The sequence below is a fragment of the Mucilaginibacter sp. SJ genome, assembly GCF_028993635.1.
Lineage (GTDB): Bacteria > Bacteroidota > Bacteroidia > Sphingobacteriales > Sphingobacteriaceae > Mucilaginibacter.
In genome coordinates this window covers 6,297,449-6,316,414 of record NZ_CP118631.1, presented here as the reverse complement: position 1 = coordinate 6,316,414, position 18,966 = coordinate 6,297,449, and the positions used below count along the sequence as shown (strand labels likewise).

Sequence of the window (18,966 nt, the reverse complement as noted above, 5' to 3'; positions counted from 1 at the left end):
ATATTTGGGATATTATAAACCGGTTCTTAATAAAACATTTATTACATATAGCCATCATCCTTAAAAATAGGGAATGCCATGATTATGCATTTAAATGATTGCGTAATTATTGCAGGCTACACTGCTTATTAAAAACATTTGATTAAACATTTACCTGCATTGACTAAGTATTTATTTATTTTTTATTTAAGCCTGTGGACACTTACTTCTCGTGCTCAAAATATACTCAGGGTTGATAAAAGCGTTCAGCAACATAAGTTTACCCTTAACGAGATAAAATACCTGCAGGATAGCACCGGGAAGCTAACTTTCCGGAATATACAGGAAATGAGCTCCTCTTTTACCGAAAACAGCTCATACTACCCCAGCAATCACCATAAAAACTCCACCTACTGGTTCCGCGTACGGATGTACTTTAGTGAACCCGTAAACAACAACAGTATCATTGAGCTGTTTGATCAAACAACTGATGAGGTAACAGCTTATATGCCTGATGCGGCAGGCAACTATATCAAAAATGAATCGGGCGCTAATCTTAATTTCAACAGCAGGCTTTTTCATCATAAAAACTTTGAGTTTCTGATCGGGGATACCAAACCTGGCTATCATACTTATTATTTCAGGATCAAATCGCACAATGCAGTAAACGTTATCATAGTTTACCGTACCATTAATTACTTTATCCATTATGCGCTTAATGAATACTTAACCTACGGCCTGTTTTATGGTATGATCCTCATTTTTTGTTTCCATAACCTGCTCATGTTCCTGGCAGTTAAAAAGAAACAATACCTGTACTACGTATTTTACATTTTAAGCGTAGGCCTTTACGAAATGAGTGCCGATGGCATCGCGTTCCAATATTTATGGCCGGGGGCACCAGCTTTGAATAATTACGGAAACGGCACCGCCCTATATTTCACCAGTATTTGTGCCTTGATATTCAGCAAGGAGTTATTGCAGGTTAAAACAAAAGCTCCACAGTTTAACAGACTAATCAATTATGTGTTATTACTGCGCACTACCTATTTTCTGTACTGTCTTATCTTCAACAATTCGCTGTTTGTATATAAGTTTGTTGAAGTGATCCCGCTATCGCTGGCTTTTGCTACCGGTGTGTATATCTATAAAAACGGCTACAAGCCGGCCCGCTTCTTTGTGCTGGCCTACTCGATTTTGTTTGTAGGATTTATAGTGAAAGCGTTTACCGCCCTTGGTTATGCTTACTTTTTGCCCGCCCCTATAAGTTACTATAGCCTTAGTTTTTGCTTTATTATTGAGATGGTGCTGTTATCATTTGCCATTGGCGATCAGGTAAGGATCCTGCGGAAAGAGAAGGATGCAGCCCATGAAGAAACCATACGGCAAATGCATTTGAACAGCCAGTTGAAGGATTCGATAAATGAGGAATTGGAGCGTCAGGTTGAAATCCGCACGCATGAACTGGTTGAAAAATCAAACGAGGTGAGGCAACAAAGCCAGATCATCGAAAACCAAAACAAAGAATTGTTACGGGCCAACGAGCAGTTGGAAAAGCAGGCCGGTGAAATATTAAGAATGAATGTTTTACTTGAAAAAGATAATGTTCAGCTCAAAACCAATATTGAAAAGGTTACCGAATCACGCGCGTTATCTACAGAGCTTGGCTATGAAGAATTCAGCGCTAAATATCCCGATCAGGAAACCTGCTTTAAATTCCTGTCGGCTTTAAAATGGAAAGATGGCTTTATTTGCACCCGGTGTTCGAATACAACCTACTGTGCCGGAAGGTTGCCGCACAGCCGCCGGTGTACCAAATGCAGTTATGAAGAATCGGCCCTGCATAACACCATATTTCAAAACAGCCGCATTCCGATTAATAAGGCTTTTTACCTCACTTATCTTATTTACAGCACCAACGGCACCATATCTTCGCACCAATTATCTGAAAAGCTCGATATCAGGCAAAGCACCTGCTGGACCTATGCCATCCGCATAAAAAAGGTATTGCAGGAAAAGAAAAAATCACGCAAGAAGAATGATCAGCAAGGATGGACGGTGCTGGTGATGTGAGACAGCTTCTCTGAATGTTGATAGGAGGCACGGAGCCAAAACATACTCCTTTATTTGGTATAAACACCGTGGCGCTCTGAGGCCGACAATGGTTTATTCTCAGTAATCCGTCTCGTTTTGCCCTCTGTGCAAGGCATACTTTTATAATTTTTCGTGCTACAAACCTTTTGCGCCTCTGGTGCGCCCGTCCTTAAGTACATCTCATTAATGGTTGTTTATTAAATTATATAATTCCCCGGAAGGGGAAAAGGTTTGTAGAAATAATGTCCTACCCTCTTGTACGAGCCCAAGAGGGGTTCAACCCACGCTGACCGATCAATTGGCAATAGCCATTTGCTATTAGGTTTGTGCATTAGCCCAAGCTCGCAGGAGATCCTGACGTCGCGAAAACTTCATTTCTCTGATAATTAAGCAGGTTTTAACCACCTCCCAGATTCCCTCCATTGTCATTTTTCAAATTATTTTCACTTTTTTTTCTTGTTCACAAAGCGTATCAGCTGCAAAAACAAACCGGGTGTAACCCGCTGTAAATACGCCACTTCAACGTTTGAGTTTCTCGTTATCAAAACGTATCAAAATTTATTTAAACATCTTAAAATCAATAACTTACATAAGATAAACCTATTGCATTATTGGTTTATTCCACGTTAAATTTACCCCCACCAAATACCAATTAGTAATACGCTTAACCAATAAATCGCTTATATGAAGTAAAGATTGCACAGCAGTTCTTACCTGCATCGCTATGGTGTAAACCAGGTTTGCCCATAGCCCATTCCGGCAGCCAAGTGCTGCTTAACCAACTAAACAGCAATTAATTATGAAGAAAAAAATTACGCTAATTTTTGTTTTACTTATTACAATACTAACACGGTCCTTAGCACAGGACGTTACCGTGAAAGGTATTGTTAAAGACAGCCAGGGCCTGCCAATACCTGGTGCCACTGTAAAAAACAAGTCAACAGGTGCAGTGACAGTTACGGATTTAAAAGGCAGCTATTCTATCACAGCCAACAGCAACGCTACACTTGTTTTCAGCTTTGTGGGTTCGGCCACACAAGAGCAGCCAGTTAATGGACGCACAACTATTGATGTAACACTGGCCGATGCTAACAAACAATTGGAAGAAGTTGTAGTAATAGGCTACGGCACACGTGCCGTTAAAGATGTTACCGGTGCCATCAGCAGTGTTAAGGCCGAGAAATTAGAAAACGAGCACCCAGCCAGTGCCACCGACATTATCAGAGGAAATATCCCGGGAATTTCGGTTGCTTTGAATACCTCGGCCAAAGGCGGCGGTACCGGCGACCTGCAGATCAGGGGTAAAGCCTCTCTTTCGGGCAATGTTCAGCCTGTTATCGTATTGGATGGTGTTATTTATCCCGGCCAGCTGGCTGATATCAACCCTAACGATATCGACCGTGTTGATGTACTCCGCGACCCAAGCGCACTTGCGGTATATGGTGCTCAATCGGCAGGCGGCGTTGTAGCTATCACTACCAAAAAAGGAAAAAAAGGCGGCACTCAAATCACCTTAAATGCCAACTTTGGCATTGCTCAATTGTTGCAAAATCAAAAATATTACACCGGCGACGGCTTTCTTAACTGGCGTGCCGACGGTGCCCGCAGCTCCAATACTTCAAACCCGTACTATTACTACAGCAACCCTAACAAACTACCTGATGGTGTAACGCTTGCCCAATTCCTTAATGGCGCTACAGGCGATCCAACTACCATCTGGCTACAGCGTTTGGGTTTATTCCCGAACGAGATTGCCAACTACCAGGCTGGTAAAATGACCGACTGGTCAAAACTGATCTTCCGCAATGGCTTCCGTCAGGATTATACCGGCAGCTTTTCGGGAAGTTCAGAAACCGTTAAATACTATGTATCGGGCAACTATACTAAAAACCAAAACCTGATCCAGGGCGGTCAATATACCGATGGCCGTTTCCGAGTAAACCTCGAAGGCAAAGCTGCTAAATTTTTAACCCTTGGTGTAAATGCGCAATTTGCAAGCCGCGATGAAGGTGCAGCCAGCACCCCGCTCAGTGGCCAGGGTATTGATGCTACCGAAGCCGACTGGACGCAGATCATTAACTCATCTCCTTATGGAGATGTGTACAATGCCGATGGTTCATTACGCCGTATCGATACCGATGATAGTGGTTTGAATCAGCGTAACCCATTCCTCGGGAACCGCTACAATCAAAACGTGGCTGTTCAAAACACCTTATTCTCCGTACTTTTTGCCCGTTTGGATCTTCCTTTCGGTATTAAGTATACGGTGAATTATGCGCCAACCATAGAATCATATAGGAACTTCTTTTTCCGCCCCGTAGCTAATCCTAACGAGCTTTCGGGTGGTACTGCTATCCGTACTCAGGAAAACCGTTACAGGTACAACCTCGATAACATATTAAGCTGGAACAAAACATTTGGCATCCATAGCTTTGATGCAACCTTCCTGCTTAACAAAGAAAAGTATCAAACCTGGTATACCAATGCTTCAAACACGCAGTTAACACCAACTGATATTTTGGGCTACCACAACATCGGTGCAGGTAACTTACCTGTAGAAAGCAGCGATGACCGAATTTATAATGCCGATGCCATCATGGGCAGGATCAATTATACCTTATTAGGCAGATACATTGTTACCGCCACCGTACGCCGCGACGGTTTCTCAGCATTTGGTTTGCAGAACCCTCGGGAGGTATATCCTTCGGCAGCAGTAGCATGGGTATTCAGTGATGAAAGCTTCATGAAAGGTGACGCTTTTAAATGGCTTGACTATGGTAAATTACGTTTCAGCTACGGTGCAAACGGTAACCGTACATCTACAACCACTGCCGACCCATCTATCTCGTTGGCTGTATTGGGCGGCGTTAAATATCCAACGGCAAACAACTCGGGTACAGTTATCAACAACAGTGGTATTTATGTAAGCACCCTGCAAAACGCTCAGTTGAAATGGGAACGTACCGTAGGCCCTAATATTGGTTTGGATTTCACCATACTGCATAACAGATTAAGCGGTTCAATAGATGTTTATGACCGTAAAACTACCGACCTGCTGGTTAAACGAAGTATTCTTGATGTTCAGGGCTACAACTCATCGGGCGATTTAGTTGGTGGGGCTAACAATTCCAACCCATACACCAACATCGGCCAGGTTAACAACAAGGGGTTTGAAATTTCATTGGATGGCAAGATCATCAAAAGCGAAAACTTTAACTGGAATGCCAGCGGAACGTTTTTCTTAAACCGCAACAAAATTGTTCACCTGTATGGTGCATTCCCGGTTACCGATGCCAATGGTGTTACTACTAATGTCGAAAAAGATGATATAGGCAACGGCTGGTTCATTGGTCACGATATAAACGCTGTTTGGGATTACAGGATCCTGGGTGTTTGGAAAACCGCCGATGCTACTGAAGCAGCTAAATACGGCGCTAAACCCGGTGATTTTAAACTACAGGACGTAAACGGCGATTTTAAATTCACTAATGATGATAAGCAATTTCTGGGTTCAACCAATCCACGCTTTAGCTGGTCGTTACGCAATGATTTCAATTTCCTTAAACATTTCGATGTATCGTTCCTGCTGGTATCAAGCATTGGTCAGTTAAGACAATACAACCAGGCATTAAACAACCCCGGCAGCGTAGGCTTTGCGCGTATGAATTCATACGTATTACCTTACTGGACACCTGATAACGAAATTGATGATTATGCCCGCTTAAACTCAGGTTCATCAGGCACAACTATTAACGTTTGGCGTAAAGCTTCGTTTGTAAGGCTGCAAACCGCTTCTATCGGCTACACTTTCAGTCCGCAGCTTATCAAACGCCTGGGCATATCAAGCGCCAAATTATTTGTAAATGCAAGCAATGCCGCTGTGTTTTCAAGCTGGCCGCTTTGGGACCCGCAAAACGGCGGTCCTACTCCAAGATATTTATCAGCCGGGTTTAACGTAGTTTTTTAAAGGAGGGATTTAATACATGAAAAAGATAAACAAAAACACCATGGCTGCGGCTTTAACAGCGGCAACCATATTTATAACCGGGGGCTGTACCAAGCGGGCTGATCTGTATCCGCAGGCACCTTCAAAATTTACACCCGACGTAACTTATACTTCACCTGCTGCTTTTAAAGCCGCTTTAGCTACGCTAAATGTAAGCGTCAGGTTTGAATACTTTGGCGACTCGGCCCCGTTGCTTACTGAATCGATATTTACTGATGCCGCAGTTGAAGGTACTACCGATAAAACCACGCCGGCACAGGATCTGAACGCGCGGATCACCCCTACCGCAAACTTAAACAGTGACGACTATAACAAGATAGGTCGCTACTGGAGCGCATGGTACCAAGGCATCCATGATTGTAACGTTATTTTATCGAGGCTGGATAACATTAAATGGTCTTCAGACGCCGATAAAAACCTGGTAAAAGCGACAGCTTTATTTCACCGGGCTTACCGCTACTATCGTTTAGTACATGAGTTTGGTGATGTGCCATTGCTGCTAAAAGAAGAAACCGCGGTAAACACAGGCTACTTCAGCACGCAGCGTATCGTTATCCTGAAGCAAATGAAAACAGACCTGGAGTTCGCTGTAGCTAATCTTACCGATGCGAACGCTAAAGGCGATATCTCCAAAGGCGGCGCTGCCCACCTTTTAGCTAAAGTTGATCTGGCACTTGGTTTATTTGATGATGCCATTGCAGCCGCCAACGTTGCCATCAACGGCCCATATCACCTCATGACCAATCGTTTTGGTATAGTTGCGGGCGATGCATCTAAAAACATCATCTGGGACCTTCACCGCCCCGAAAACAAGGCTTTGGGAACAAACGCCGAAGCTTTATATGTAGTGCTTGACCGCGAAACACTTGACGGCGCTACACCAAACGGATCGCAGGTGATGAGGAACTGTGTGCCTATGTGGCATAACGGTACTATTCTTACTCCCGGAGCGCTGAAACCGGGCATTTCAGATAAAGTAACCGAAGAATTTCCGCTTACTTTATGGTATGGCCGTGGTATTGGCCGCTTACGCGGTACGCCTTACGCTACCAAATACATCTGGACAGATAATACCGACTTAAGGCACGCTCCCGGAAACTGGATGAACATGACTGACCTGGTTTACAATAGCCCGGCCATTAAAACCTCCGATCCTGCATGGTATGGTAAGCATCTTGAGCAATATACCGAGGCAAATGTTAAGCAACGCTTCCTAAATGGAGCAAAAGATACCATCCGCGCCTGGTTTGGCTGGCCGCATTACAAAGTGTTTATTGGTTCGGGCCCTATCGCGCTTGATAAATGGTGGAGCCCGCCGCGTGGTACCAACACCGACTGGTATGTTTTCCGCTTAGCCGAAACTTACCTGTTGCGCGCCGAAGCCTATGTATGGAAAGGCCAAACCGCATTTGCTATGGATGATATCAACAAAGTAAGGGCACGTGCAAATGCACAATTGTTAACAGATCCGGGCAAAGTTAATATCGGCACTATACTTGACGAACGCCAAAGAGAACTGTATTGGGAGGAGCCACGTAAAACTGAGCTTACCCGGATCGCTTTCATCTTTGCGCAAACAGGAATTGCCGCTTATAACGGAAAAAGCTATAATGTAGCTAATTTTTCAACAAGCAACTTCTTTTACGACAGGATCATGGAGAAGAACGACTTTTACAAAAACCCTAACGTTGTAACCAATTCGGGTAATCACTTCACCATTTCACCATATCACGTTTTATGGCCTATCCCGCAAAGCGAAATCGATCTGAATGTAAATGGTCATATTAACCAAAGCAAAGGATACGCAGGTGCGGAAACCAATATCCCCCCGCTTGATAAAATAGTCCCTTAATTTTTTGAATTTGTAACATTTGAGCCGGGTGTTAGTCAATTGACTAATGCCCGGTTTTTTGTTTTATGCAGATTTAAAAGCATAAAATAATTAACAGTGGGCGCATTCACCTATTTGTTTTTTTCACATATTTAATCATTATTTAAACCTGACATCCAAAAATATGGGCCTGTTCAATATCCTTCGTAACGAATTTATAGATGTAATAGAGTGGGTTGATACCACCCAAAATACGCTTGTATGGAAATTTCCGCGCCATGATAATGCTATAAAGATGGGTGCAAAACTTATTGTTCGCGAATCGCAGGCCGCTGTTTTCATGAACGAGGGGCGCATCGCCGATGTATTTACTCCCGGTACTTATGAGCTCCAAACTCAGAATATGCCCCTTTTAACCACCTTAATGAGCTGGAAATATGGCTTTGAAAGCCCGTTTAAGGTTGATATATTCTTCGTAAACCTGCGGCAGTTCACCAATCAAAAATGGGGAACCAAAAACCCGGTAATGATCCGCGATGCTGAGTTTGGACCGGTGCGGCTGAGGGCATTTGGTTCGTTTAACTTTAAGGTTCAGGATCCTAAAGTATTTATTAAGGAAATAGCTGCCACTAATCCCGATTTCATCATTGAAGATATCAATGAGCAGTTGCGTAACACCGTTGTTTCGAGGGGGATGGATGCCGTAGCCGAATCAAAAATAAACGTGCTTGATTTGGCAGCCAACTACAACGAAATGGGCAAATTCATAACAGAATCTATTCAGCCTGATTTCGCTGAACTTGGTTTAAACCTAACCAAACTATTAGTTGAAAATATCTCCCTGCCAACCGAAGTTGAGCAGGTACTTGACAAACGCAGCGAAATGGGCATATTGGGTAATCTTGGCGCTTATGCACAATTCCAGGCTGCCAATGCTATTGAAAAATCCGCCGAAAATACCATCGGTGGTAATTTAGGTGCAGCTGGTATGGGTTTAGGCGTTGGCGCGGCAATGATGGGCCAGGTTGGCAATATCTTTCAGCAAAATCAGGTTACTCCTAATAATACCGGTGGTGATGTACCACCTCCTCCACCCCTGCCGGGCATCCAATATCATATTGTGAAAGACGGGAAGTCAGACGGGCCGCACTCTATAGATGGCATTAATGCTATGATCGCCAGCGGCACCTTAAGCAGGGAAAGCATGATTTGGAAAAAAGGTATGGCTGCATGGGCGGTTGCATCGTCTGTTGAAGAGATTGCAGAATTGTTTAATAATGTACCTCCGCCGATAGCCTGATCTGCAACTATTCCTAAATCTATATTTTCGAGATGAACAACCAGGTCAATCCATCAGCCATAAACAATTCTTTAAATTGTTCGGGCTGCGGAGCATTACTGCACTTTAATCCCGGCACTCATAATTTGTTGTGTGATTACTGCGGCGTGAGCAACGCCATTGAAAGCGCCCCCGACAGTCGCGATATCCTGCCCTATGATTATGAAGAATTTGTCGCCGGTATTGATAACAATAAACAAAGTGCCGATCTTAAGGTAGTGAACTGTAAAAACTGCGGCTCGCAAACCCTCCTCGATCAGTTTGTAACCTCGGATAAATGCCCGTTTTGTACAGCCCCCCTGGTTTTAGACCTTGAAAGCGGGCAGCAATATGTATCGCCGCATTATATTTTGCCGTTTGCAGTTACACAACAACAGGGCGTTGACTTTTTCAAAAAATGGCTTAAAAGCCTTTGGTGGGCGCCAAACGACCTGGCTAAAAAAGTAAGCGATGCATCATCAGCATTAAAAGGTGTTTACCTGCCCCACTGGACCTATGATACTTATACTATAACCGATTATAGCGGTGAGCGCGGCGATTACTACTATACTACCGAGACCTATACAGAAACTGTCGACGGTAAAACACAAACCAAAACCAGGCAGGTACGCCATACCGATTGGTCATACGCATCCGGAAGAGTAGAATGTGATTTCCGCGACCTGATGGTACCCGCAAGTAAATCATTGCCCGAAAAAACACTTGATAAACTTGGCCCCTGGAATTTTAATATGCTGGTTAAGTTTGATGAACGCTACATGAGCGGCTTCCGTTCCGAAACCTACCAGTTAGGCCCGGAACAAGGGTTTGCTAAGGCAGCTGAACAAACCGTTGGAGCGATAAATTCGGCCATACGAGACGACATAGGCGGAGACGAACAAAGGATTGACAGCACCGACACCCAATATCTTGATAAAGCTATAAAATACCTGATGCTGCCGGTTTGGGTAAGCGCTTATAACTATAATAATAAGATTTATCAGTTTACAGTTAACGCCAGCACAGGTGAGGTTATCGGCCAGCGCCCGGTGAGCGCCATTAAAATTATCCTGGCCGTGCTGTTTGTAATTGCGTTGATAATAACCGTTGTGATCTTGTATCAAAACGCTCATCCTGCATAGAGAAGCTGCCCTAAGACACAAAACACTCAATTATTTTTTATGTAGAAACGCATGGATGCGTTTCCTATAAGGTAAACTCCCTTTACAGCACTTGCTTATCGCAATTTGCATGCAGGGAGACGCATGTGATGCGTCTCTACATTTTTAACAAGCTTTTCAGACATTCAAAATAAAAATAAAAATAAATTTGCGTAACTCATAAGTTACATATATATTTGAGTAACTTAAAAGTTACCTATCATGGCAAAAATTATTCAGCACCAATTATTTTACCCGCACCCACCCGCGGTGGTTTGGGAATTTCTAACAGATCAGGAACTGATATCGCAATGGTTGATGCCAGGCGACCTGAAACCTATACCAGGTCACGAATTTCAGCTCCGGGCCAAACCTATGCCTGAAATGGATTTCGACGGGATTTTTTATTGCAAGATCCTGGAAGTAGTCCCTTTAAAAAAACTTTCCTATTCATGGAAATTCGGACCCGGCAATGGCGAATTAAGCGATTCGACAGTGAACTGGACGTTAACTGAAAAAGATAATGGCACCGAACTTTTGCTGGTACACCGTGATTTTAAAGACGCTGTAAACCCGTTGATGTTTAGCTCGATGGAAAAAGGCTGGTTAGTGCTTATCAACAAAATGCTGCAGATCATAAACGCGGAAAAAGATGGAACAGCACAGGCTTGATGTATTCCAGGTAATTGCCGACCCAAGCAGGAGGCAGATACTACACCTGCTTTCGAAAGATAGCAGCACCATTAACGCGCTGGCCGAAAACTTTGACATGAGCAGGCCTGCAGTTTCAAAGCATATCAAAGTGCTTTATAATGCAGGTTTTATCTCCATTCAGGATATCGGCAGAGAAAGGCATTGTGTGTTGAAACAAGACGGCTTTAAAGAGCTACAGGCCTGGTTAGCTTACTATGATAAATTCTGGGGCGATAATCTGGATAAACTGGGAGCTTTAATGAACGATAAAATGAACAAAAAATGAAAGATCAGGATTTAACTATCACCATTTCGGTTGATAAAACCTCTAAAGAGGCTTTTGATGCCATTAATAACGTTCGCGGATGGTGGTCGGAAGAAGTTATAGGAGGCACAGAGAAACTCAATGATGAGTTTACCTACAAAGCCCGGGAGCTTCACCGCTGTACCATGAGATTAACAGAAGTAATCCCCAACAAAAAAGTGGTTTGGCTTGTACTGGATAACTATTTTAGTTTCACCAAAGACCAAACCGAGTGGAAAGGCACCAAAGTGATCTTTGAAATTTCCGAACACGACGGCAAAACACAAGTCCGCTTCACACACCAGGGCCTGGTTCCACAGCATGAATGTTATGAGGTTTGCTCAAACGCCTGGACCGGTTATATTACAGGAAGTTTGTACAACCTCATTACTACAGGTAAAGGAGAGCCTAATCCTAAAGAAAGTTAGGAACAATGTAAGGTTTTGATATTCGGCTCAAGAGCATGAACAGCGTCCCCTCCCAATTAGGTTGAGTGTCAAAATCCCGCTAATGCTGAAGAAAGCAATTACAAAAGCTGTTGAAGACTTACGAAGCTTTTAATTACTTCGTAAGTCTGGATTCAACGACCTGTCATGCATAAGGACAACGCACCTTCCTTGCCTCAAGGCTTGACGTTACAGATTTAAATTTCATCCCAAACCTTATACCACTATAAATTGGGGTTGGCGTCTTTTTCAGATTGAGGTATCGGAAATAACAAATGGTTATCATCAACAGTAACGCCAACAACAGCCATTGCCGCTTTTAACTTTCCTAAACGTAAAAGATCCCAGCGGCGTTGTCCTTCCCCGCAAAGCTCACGAGCCCGTTCGGCCAGTAAAGCATTTACAAAAGCATCAGCGGTAGGTGTATTGGTTAAATTCAGCTGGTCTGTAGGCAATGATAACCCAGCCCTTGCCCTTACTATATTTATCCCGTTAAATTTGTTAGGGTCGGCCGGATTGATATTATTCATAGCCTCTGCCTGTAACAGGTAAACCTCGGCCAAACGTAACACAAACCAATCCGACCTGGAATTATTATCCTGTTTCCATTGGCTGTCCCTGAATTTATAAATAAAAGGTGTTACAGTTTGGGTTACACCCTTACTGTCAACAGCCTGGTTAGATATGCTATAGGTTTTACGCACATCCCTGTTACCATCCGGAAAACCATTGTTGAAAAAGTTATTCTGAGCAAAAAATGAACCATACCCACCTAATACAGTTGGATAGAACATCCGTAATATAATATTACCAACATTAGGTGCTGTGCCAAACCGCACGGCAAAAACAATCTCCTTGTTATATTTATTATCTGAGCTAAAGATGCTGGCATAATCGCTAAGCAAACTGTATGAGCCATCATTAATTACCTTATTACATTCGGTGAGCGCATCCTGACTATCGGTAGCCTTTGCAGCATCTGATTTGGCCCGTGTTAACAATACCTTTGCCAATAAAGCAGATGCCGCGCCAGAGGATACCCTTCCTTTATTGGCGGCCGCGATATTTTTCTCTACATAGCAATTGGCTTCCGCAAATTGAAGATCGGCAACAACCTGGTCATAAAGCGCTGCAATAGAAGCTTTTTTTGGATACAGGTTTGGATCGGTAGCGGTAACGGGCTCTGTGATAAGCGGCACCTGTCCAAAAGCTGTAAGCAGGTTAAAATAACCTAAGCCACGCAAAAAACGGGCATTACCAATAATATTTGCCTTTTCAACTGCATCCATCGAAATCGGCGGAACGTATTTAATAACGTCATTGGCATTTTTGATCATTTTATAATCATTAATATACCAATTGGCAATTTCGCCGTTTACCGCGGCAAAGGTGTGGTTGGTCAGCGAGTTCCTGTCGGTTGATGAGCCGGGTGCAGCGTACATCAAATCCGAAGCATTATCCGATACCGTATAAACCGTACGCTGATAAAAGGTTTGAGGCTGCATCGTACTAAAAACACCGTTTAAAGCCGCAACCGCATCCCCCTGGTTTTTATAAAAATTTGTGGGCGTTAAAAAGCTGTATGGCTGCTCGGCAAGAAATTTCTTACACGAGGTAAGGCTGAACGCAATTATCGCAACAGCCATTAAAATTCTTATCTTCATATAAATGATATTTGATATGTTTTTATTTAAAATCCTAATTTAACCCCCAATAAAAGAGTACGTGGCGGCGGATATGAATTAACATCAGCGCCGAGGTTTAAATTCTGACTGCCCGGGTTCAGGTTCTGTGTACCCGCATTCAGATTTTGGGCGCCAAAGCTGTTTATTTCCGGGTTATAGCCTGTGTATTTTGTAAAGGTGTGTAAGTTTTGAACTGTAAAATATACCGTTGAGGTTTTAAATACCCGCGATTTTGGCGAAACCGGTACATTGTATGCCAGCGATACCGTTTGGATCCTTAAATAACTTCCATCTTCCAGGTAATTATCTACCACACCTGCATTACGTATAGACGTGCTCAAAACTCTGGGGATAGTATTACTGGTTCCGGGACCGTTCCAGGCATTAGCCATATAGGTATACACATTTGCTGTAGTGCCGTTACTGTGCGCGTAGCTGGTAAGGTTGAGCACTTTATTACCTTGCACCCCCTGTGCAAAAATGGTAAGATCAAAGTGTTTGTAAGAAAAAGTGTTGTTGACACTATAAATAAACTTCGGAGCTGCCTGCCCGATAATTTCGCGGTCATTGCCATCAATGATCTTATTACCGTCAACGTCGCGGATTATGGCATCTCCCGGTACTACGCCTGATATACCTGCAGCAGCAATTTGGGCCGGGGTTTGATATATGCCATCAAAATGATAGCCATAGAAAGATCCGATGGGTTGGCCCACCCGTAAAATAGAAGGGGCAAGACCATTGGTTACAATATACGGGCCGGTGCTGCCCACCATTATGTTGTTGGTGCCGTTCATATCCAATACTTTGTTTTTGTTTGCTGCATAAGTAATCGTAGTCGACCAGTTGAAATTTCGCGTCTCGATGTTTCTGGTATTTAAAGAAAATTCAATCCCGTGGTTCCCTACTTTCCCTGCATTAAGCAGTATGCTTGAAAAGCCTGATGATTGAGGTATCGAAAAGTTAAGCAGCAGATCGCTGGTTGTTTTGCGGTAATAATCGGCAGTAAGGCTGATGCGGTTATTAAAGAATCCCACATCGGCGCCCACGTCAAACGAAGCTGTAGACTCCCAGCTTAATTTAGGATTGGCAATGTTATTTGGCGATACGCCAACCACGCGTGTTGTAGAAGTACCTAATGAGTAGCTGTTAATGGCATATTGAGATAATGATTGATAAGAGCCTATTTCCTGGTTACCGGTAACCCCGTAGCTCGCCCTGATCTTCAGGTCTGAGATCTGTTTTATATTTTTAATGAATTTCTCCTCCGATGCTCTCCATGCAAACGCTCCGGACGGAAAATAACCCCATTTTTTGGTTGCCCCAAAGCGCGAAGACCCGTCGGAACGCATGGTAAAAGTAAACAGGTACTTTTCCATCAACCGGTAATTAACACGGCCAAAATATGAAGCGATGGTATTTTTATAAGTGTTGGATTGCGGTGTCAAAACATTTGCGCCTAAAGCCAGGTTATCGGTGCCTAAGTTATCTGTAAAAAAGCCCTGGGCGCTGCTGCTGAAAGCCTTGGTTTTAAACTCCTGTAACGAAACCCCTACTACGGCATCAATTGCATGGTTCTTGTTAAATTGCTTATTAAAAGATAACGTATTTTCATTTAACCAACTATAGCTGATATTATTTGATGAATAAGCCGCCCCGTTGGTTTGCTGCCCGATGTACATGGTAGTAGGCAGGTATGAATTTTCGTTGGTGTTATTATAGTCGACCCCAAAACTGCTTTTAAATTTAAAGCCGGGGATAAATTCATATTCGCCAAAGGTATTGATGAGTCCGCGCGAATTAGCAATGCGGTCTTTACCCAATTCAACAGCAGCAACCGGGTTTCCATAAGTACCAACATATGCGGCCGGCGCATTTGCAAATGTATATGCTCCGCTTGCATCTTTTACAGGTACAATAGGGCTCATACTCAGGGCGCCGCCTGCAGCGCCATATCCTACCCCTGTTATACTTGGGTCAACTGCCTGTACATTATATGATATTTGAGAAGAAAAGCCCATCTTAATCTTCTTACCAATATTCCTGTCCAGGTTTAAACGGATCAGTTCGCGCCTGAAACCGGTAGCCCTCATAATACCATCCTGATCAAAATGGTTCAGGCTAAGGTAATACCGGGCTTCGTTGGTACCGCCGTTAAAGCTAAGCTGATAATTTTGGATGGGGGCAGTGCGGTACAACTCATCCTGCCAGTCGGTACCTTTCCCAAACCCGGCAATCTGCTCGTTTGTATAAGGCAGGGCTTTAGCGGTGGCTGGGTTAGCCGCATTGTATTCGGTATAATATTGATTGAGGTAATTGCCAAACTGAGTAGCATCCATCAACGGAATTTTACGGGCTATGTGCTGCAGGCCGGTGTATGATTCAAAGTTTATGTTATGCTGCCCGGCTTTTCCCTTTTTTGTAGTGATAAGTATTACCCCGTTAGCGCCACGGCTACCATAAATTGCCGTTGCCGAAGCATCTTTTAAAACCTCGATAGATTGTATATCGCTGGGATTGATAGAGCTTAGGTTTCCCACACCTGCAAAGCCATCTATAACATATAAAGGCTCATTACCCGAATTTATTGAATTGGTACCCCGTATGCGGACAGAAGTAGCGCTGCCTGGCTGCCCGTCTGATTGTGTAAGCTGTAAACCACTCACCCTTCCCTGTAACATCTGGTCGGCCCCTAATACCGGTGTTTTATCCAGATCTTTCCCGCTTATAGATGCAACTGATCCGGTAAGGTCGCTTTTACGCTGGGTTCCGTATCCAACCACAATTACTTCGCTTAGTTTCTGGCTGGCTTCATCTACCTTTAAAACTATGTTGATTTGCGTTTTTGTACCAACCTCTACAGTTTGCGAAAGATAACCAATGTATGAAAACACAAGAGATGCCCCCTCGGGCACCGATACACTGAACTCGCCCCCTGCACTGGTTACCGTACCGGTATTTGTACCCAGTACCTTTACACTTACCCCCGGTAAAGAGTTGCCCTTATCATCAAGTACCTTTCCCTTTACGTCAATGTTTTTAATAATAGAGCCTTTCAGGGCTATAATCACCAATCCGTTATCAGTTACCTGGTAATCAAGGCCTGTATCTTCAAGGATCCTGTTTAATACATCAAGCAATGGCACATTGTTAACATCAAGTGTAATTTGCTTGTTTTGCGGCAGTAATTGTTCGCTGTATAAAAAACGGGTTTGCCCTTTTTGCTCAAGTGTGTAGATGGCTTTTTTCAGCGACGCATCTTTAAGGTTAAAACTAACCTTTGCATTTTGCGAATAACTGTTTGCCGATACATCCAAACAAAACAGAAAAGTCAGTACAAAAATCCAGTTAAGCATCAATAAAAATTTTCGGTAATGGGGCACAGAAAATACTTTATCATGAAGTATTTCTTTTTTCATAATTTTACGGTGTTAATAATTAAATAATCGGTTAGTTATCAGCAGCATCCTGTTGCTGATTAATGGATCGATATACAGCGGGGAATATTCGAGCATTTCCCGCTTTTTTATTTCAACCCTCTTCTTTAGTTAATGGTCACTACGTCATTGGCGGTTATCTTAAATTTAAATGGCCTTATTATTTGCATTCCTGTTAATGCCTGGGTTAGTGTTTCGTTTTCAAGAATACCCGTAAACCTGTAGTTGGCCACGGCTTTATTATTAATTTTAAAGGTTACGTTATACCACTTCTCTAACTTCGGGGCCAGCTCTTCAAAAGATTCATCTTTGAAAACCAGCTTATTTTGAACCCATGAAGTTTCTTCAAAATAATCCTTATTCGATATTTCAACCGGTTCGATGTTTTCTATAACCATTTGGTTATGAATTACCGGGACAAGGCGTTTATCGGTATGCTCATTAGGCACATTTTCATTTAGCGCTAATTTTTCTTTGGGCCGAAGCAAGATCTTCCGTTGAGGGTCGCTGTTAAGCGATAGTTCTATTAATCCCCTGATGAGTGTTGTTTCAGTAACAGCATCACCGGGGTATGCTTTGATATTAAAAGCAGTACCTAAAACTTTCACAGCTATTTTTTGGGTATGTATTATAAAAGGGTGCTTTTTATCTTTGGCCACGTCAAAAAAAGCCTCGCCGTACAGCCTTACTTCCCGGCAGTCTTTATACAGCATGGAATCATTATACTGCAGCTTACTGTTGGTATTGAGCCAAACGTTAGTGCCATCGGGGAGCACTATCTTTTTGCGCATCCGCTTTCCGCATACAATTTCGGTATCAGGCACATATGCAGCAGTGGCGTTGTTTTTATGGTATAAGAAATAAAAAACGAAACTGCTTATCGCTATGAACGAGGCGGCTATCAGCCAGCGTTTAACAGGGCTCTTTTTTATTGTGGCTGGCTGGCCTGCATCTTTATATCCATCAAATTCATAACTGTATTTTTGTTCGTGCAGGTTAAACGCCTTATCTATATCAGTTTCTTCCGGAAGTTCGTTTTTAAAAGCAATCTGGTTTAACACTTCTTCGTAATACAAAGCGTCAGGAAACGATAGCAGCCATTCATCCAGTTCCCGAAGTTCCTGCGGAGTGGCCTCACCGGCCAGCTTCCTGGTTATTAACTGTATGATCCTTTCCTGCTCCATCAATGATGAAATGTTTGGTGGTAAGCCTTAAGGACAACAGAAACAAAAATTCTCCCTAAAAGAAAATTAATATTTTTTTACTGTACCGAGGTTAAACTCTTTTTTAATGGAGACAGATAAACGCCGGGAAGCAATAACAAGCTGAGAATCAACTGTTTTGATGGATATATCAAGGATTTCAGAAACTTCTTTATAACTCAGGCCGTCTTCTTTTACAAGCCTGAAAATCATTTTACACCTGGTAGGTAATTTGTTGATGGCATTATTGAGGCTTTTCCTCAATTCATCATTAATCAGGATCCACTCGGGGGTAGTATCAATTTGCAAATTGACAGCAACATCATCTAAAGAAACTATTCTGCCCCGGGAGTTGCTCTTTAAAATATTTAGGCAAAGATTTTTCGCAATAACAAAGGCATACACTTTGATATTATTGATGGAGGTAATTGTCTTCCGCTTTCGCCATATAGTGATCATTACATCTGATGCTACTTCTTCTGCCAGTTCGGGCGATTTTAACAAACAGTAAGAAAAGTGTTTTATGGATGGAAAAAGCAACCCAAATAATTTTTTGTAAGCAATATAACTGTCATGTACAGCTATTTCTTCGACAATATCCGTTAACTCAGATAAATTGTGGGGCATTTCTGATTGCTTAAAATTAATATAGGTTTATTGCGATACAAGATCAGTATCGACCGGTACAAACTAAAATAAAATAATTGTATTAAACTAATAGCATTTACAATCAGTTTGCCCCCGATTGCGGGCTAATTAATATGCCATATAAATATAAATTAGCGCATCACTTGCGAAAATGCCTTTCAAT

Annotated in this window: 12 protein-coding genes; 8 read left to right on the top strand and 4 right to left on the bottom strand. The window is 42.8% G+C overall.

The features are described from left to right. The first annotated feature begins 159 nt into the window (after positions 1-159). From MusilaSJ_RS25870 to MusilaSJ_RS25835, 8 genes are all read left to right on the top strand, one after another. Positions 160-2,052, top strand: a complete 1,893-nt coding sequence (locus tag MusilaSJ_RS25870) for a 7TM diverse intracellular signaling domain-containing protein (RefSeq protein WP_274987645.1) — start codon at positions 160-162, stop codon at positions 2,050-2,052. 820 nt (positions 2,053-2,872) lie between these two features. After that, entirely contained in the window at positions 2,873-6,040 is a 3,168-nt protein-coding gene (locus MusilaSJ_RS25865) for a SusC/RagA family TonB-linked outer membrane protein (protein WP_274987644.1), read from the top strand. Positions 6,041-6,056: 16 nt separating this feature from the next. After that, positions 6,057-7,931, top strand: coding sequence for a RagB/SusD family nutrient uptake outer membrane protein (locus tag MusilaSJ_RS25860; RefSeq protein ID WP_274987643.1), 1,875 nt, complete (start codon positions 6,057-6,059; stop codon positions 7,929-7,931). A 163-nt stretch (positions 7,932-8,094) separates the two neighbouring features. Beyond that, positions 8,095-9,210 (top strand): SPFH domain-containing protein, encoded by a 1,116-nt coding sequence (locus tag MusilaSJ_RS25855; protein WP_274987642.1) that lies wholly within the window; start codon positions 8,095-8,097, stop codon positions 9,208-9,210. A gap of 32 nt (positions 9,211-9,242) precedes the next feature. Then, positions 9,243-10,370, top strand: a complete 1,128-nt coding sequence (locus MusilaSJ_RS25850) for a zinc finger domain-containing protein (protein WP_274987641.1) — start codon at positions 9,243-9,245, stop codon at positions 10,368-10,370. 240 nt (positions 10,371-10,610) lie between these two features. Further along, positions 10,611-11,060: an SRPBCC family protein gene (locus MusilaSJ_RS25845; RefSeq protein WP_274987640.1), complete on the top strand. Its 450-nt coding sequence runs from the start codon at positions 10,611-10,613 to the stop codon at positions 11,058-11,060. Then, a complete protein-coding gene (locus MusilaSJ_RS25840) occupies positions 11,041-11,367 on the top strand; it encodes an ArsR/SmtB family transcription factor (RefSeq protein WP_274987639.1) in 327 nt (108 codons plus the stop codon). The genes MusilaSJ_RS25845 and MusilaSJ_RS25840 overlap by 20 nt, the downstream gene beginning before the upstream one ends. After that, a complete protein-coding gene (locus MusilaSJ_RS25835) occupies positions 11,364-11,813 on the top strand; it encodes an SRPBCC family protein (protein WP_274987638.1) in 450 nt (149 codons plus the stop codon). Before MusilaSJ_RS25840 ends, MusilaSJ_RS25835 begins: the two co-directional genes overlap by 4 nt. A 242-nt stretch (positions 11,814-12,055) precedes the next feature. Here the strand turns inward: MusilaSJ_RS25835 and MusilaSJ_RS25830 are convergent, their stop codons facing one another. From MusilaSJ_RS25830 to MusilaSJ_RS25815, 4 genes are all read right to left on the bottom strand, one after another. Continuing rightward, positions 12,056-13,495 carry a RagB/SusD family nutrient uptake outer membrane protein gene (locus MusilaSJ_RS25830; RefSeq protein ID WP_274987637.1) on the bottom strand — a complete coding sequence of 480 codons (1,440 nt, stop codon included), beginning with the start codon at positions 13,493-13,495 and terminating at the stop codon, positions 12,056-12,058. Positions 13,496-13,521: 26 nt separating this feature from the next. After that, positions 13,522-16,935, bottom strand: a complete 3,414-nt coding sequence (locus MusilaSJ_RS25825; RefSeq protein ID WP_274987636.1) for a TonB-dependent receptor — start codon at positions 16,933-16,935, stop codon at positions 13,522-13,524. 125 nt (positions 16,936-17,060) lie between these two features. Then, on the bottom strand, positions 17,061-18,137 hold the full coding sequence (locus tag MusilaSJ_RS25820) for a FecR family protein (RefSeq protein ID WP_274987635.1): 1,077 nt from the start codon (positions 18,135-18,137) through the stop codon (positions 17,061-17,063). A gap of 66 nt (positions 18,138-18,203) precedes the next feature. Next, positions 18,204-18,782 carry an RNA polymerase sigma factor gene (locus MusilaSJ_RS25815; RefSeq protein WP_274987634.1) on the bottom strand — a complete coding sequence of 193 codons (579 nt, stop codon included), beginning with the start codon at positions 18,780-18,782 and terminating at the stop codon, positions 18,204-18,206. Positions 18,783-18,966 lie beyond the last annotated feature (184 nt).

What these genes read in the sequence shown, in the direction of transcription:
- MusilaSJ_RS25865 (WP_274987644.1), top strand. Translation starts at nt 2,873, where the DNA reads ATGAAGAAAAAAATTACGCTAATTTTTGTTTTACTTATTACAATACTA.
- MusilaSJ_RS25860 (WP_274987643.1), top strand. Translation starts at nt 6,057, where the DNA reads ATGAAAAAGATAAACAAAAACACCATGGCTGCGGCTTTAACAGCGGCA.
- MusilaSJ_RS25855 (WP_274987642.1), top strand. Translation starts at nt 8,095, where the DNA reads ATGGGCCTGTTCAATATCCTTCGTAACGAATTTATAGATGTAATAGAG.
- MusilaSJ_RS25850 (WP_274987641.1), top strand. Translation starts at nt 9,243, where the DNA reads ATGAACAACCAGGTCAATCCATCAGCCATAAACAATTCTTTAAATTGT.
- MusilaSJ_RS25845 (WP_274987640.1), top strand. Translation starts at nt 10,611, where the DNA reads ATGGCAAAAATTATTCAGCACCAATTATTTTACCCGCACCCACCCGCG.
- MusilaSJ_RS25840 (WP_274987639.1), top strand. Translation starts at nt 11,041, where the DNA reads ATGGAACAGCACAGGCTTGATGTATTCCAGGTAATTGCCGACCCAAGC.
- MusilaSJ_RS25835 (WP_274987638.1), top strand. Translation starts at nt 11,364, where the DNA reads ATGAAAGATCAGGATTTAACTATCACCATTTCGGTTGATAAAACCTCT.
- MusilaSJ_RS25830 (WP_274987637.1), bottom strand. Translation starts at nt 13,495, where the DNA reads ATGAAGATAAGAATTTTAATGGCTGTTGCGATAATTGCGTTCAGCCTT.
- MusilaSJ_RS25825 (WP_274987636.1), bottom strand. Translation starts at nt 16,935, where the DNA reads ATGAAAAAAGAAATACTTCATGATAAAGTATTTTCTGTGCCCCATTAC.
- MusilaSJ_RS25820 (WP_274987635.1), bottom strand. Translation starts at nt 18,137, where the DNA reads ATGGAGCAGGAAAGGATCATACAGTTAATAACCAGGAAGCTGGCCGGT.
- MusilaSJ_RS25815 (WP_274987634.1), bottom strand. Translation starts at nt 18,782, where the DNA reads ATGCCCCACAATTTATCTGAGTTAACGGATATTGTCGAAGAAATAGCT.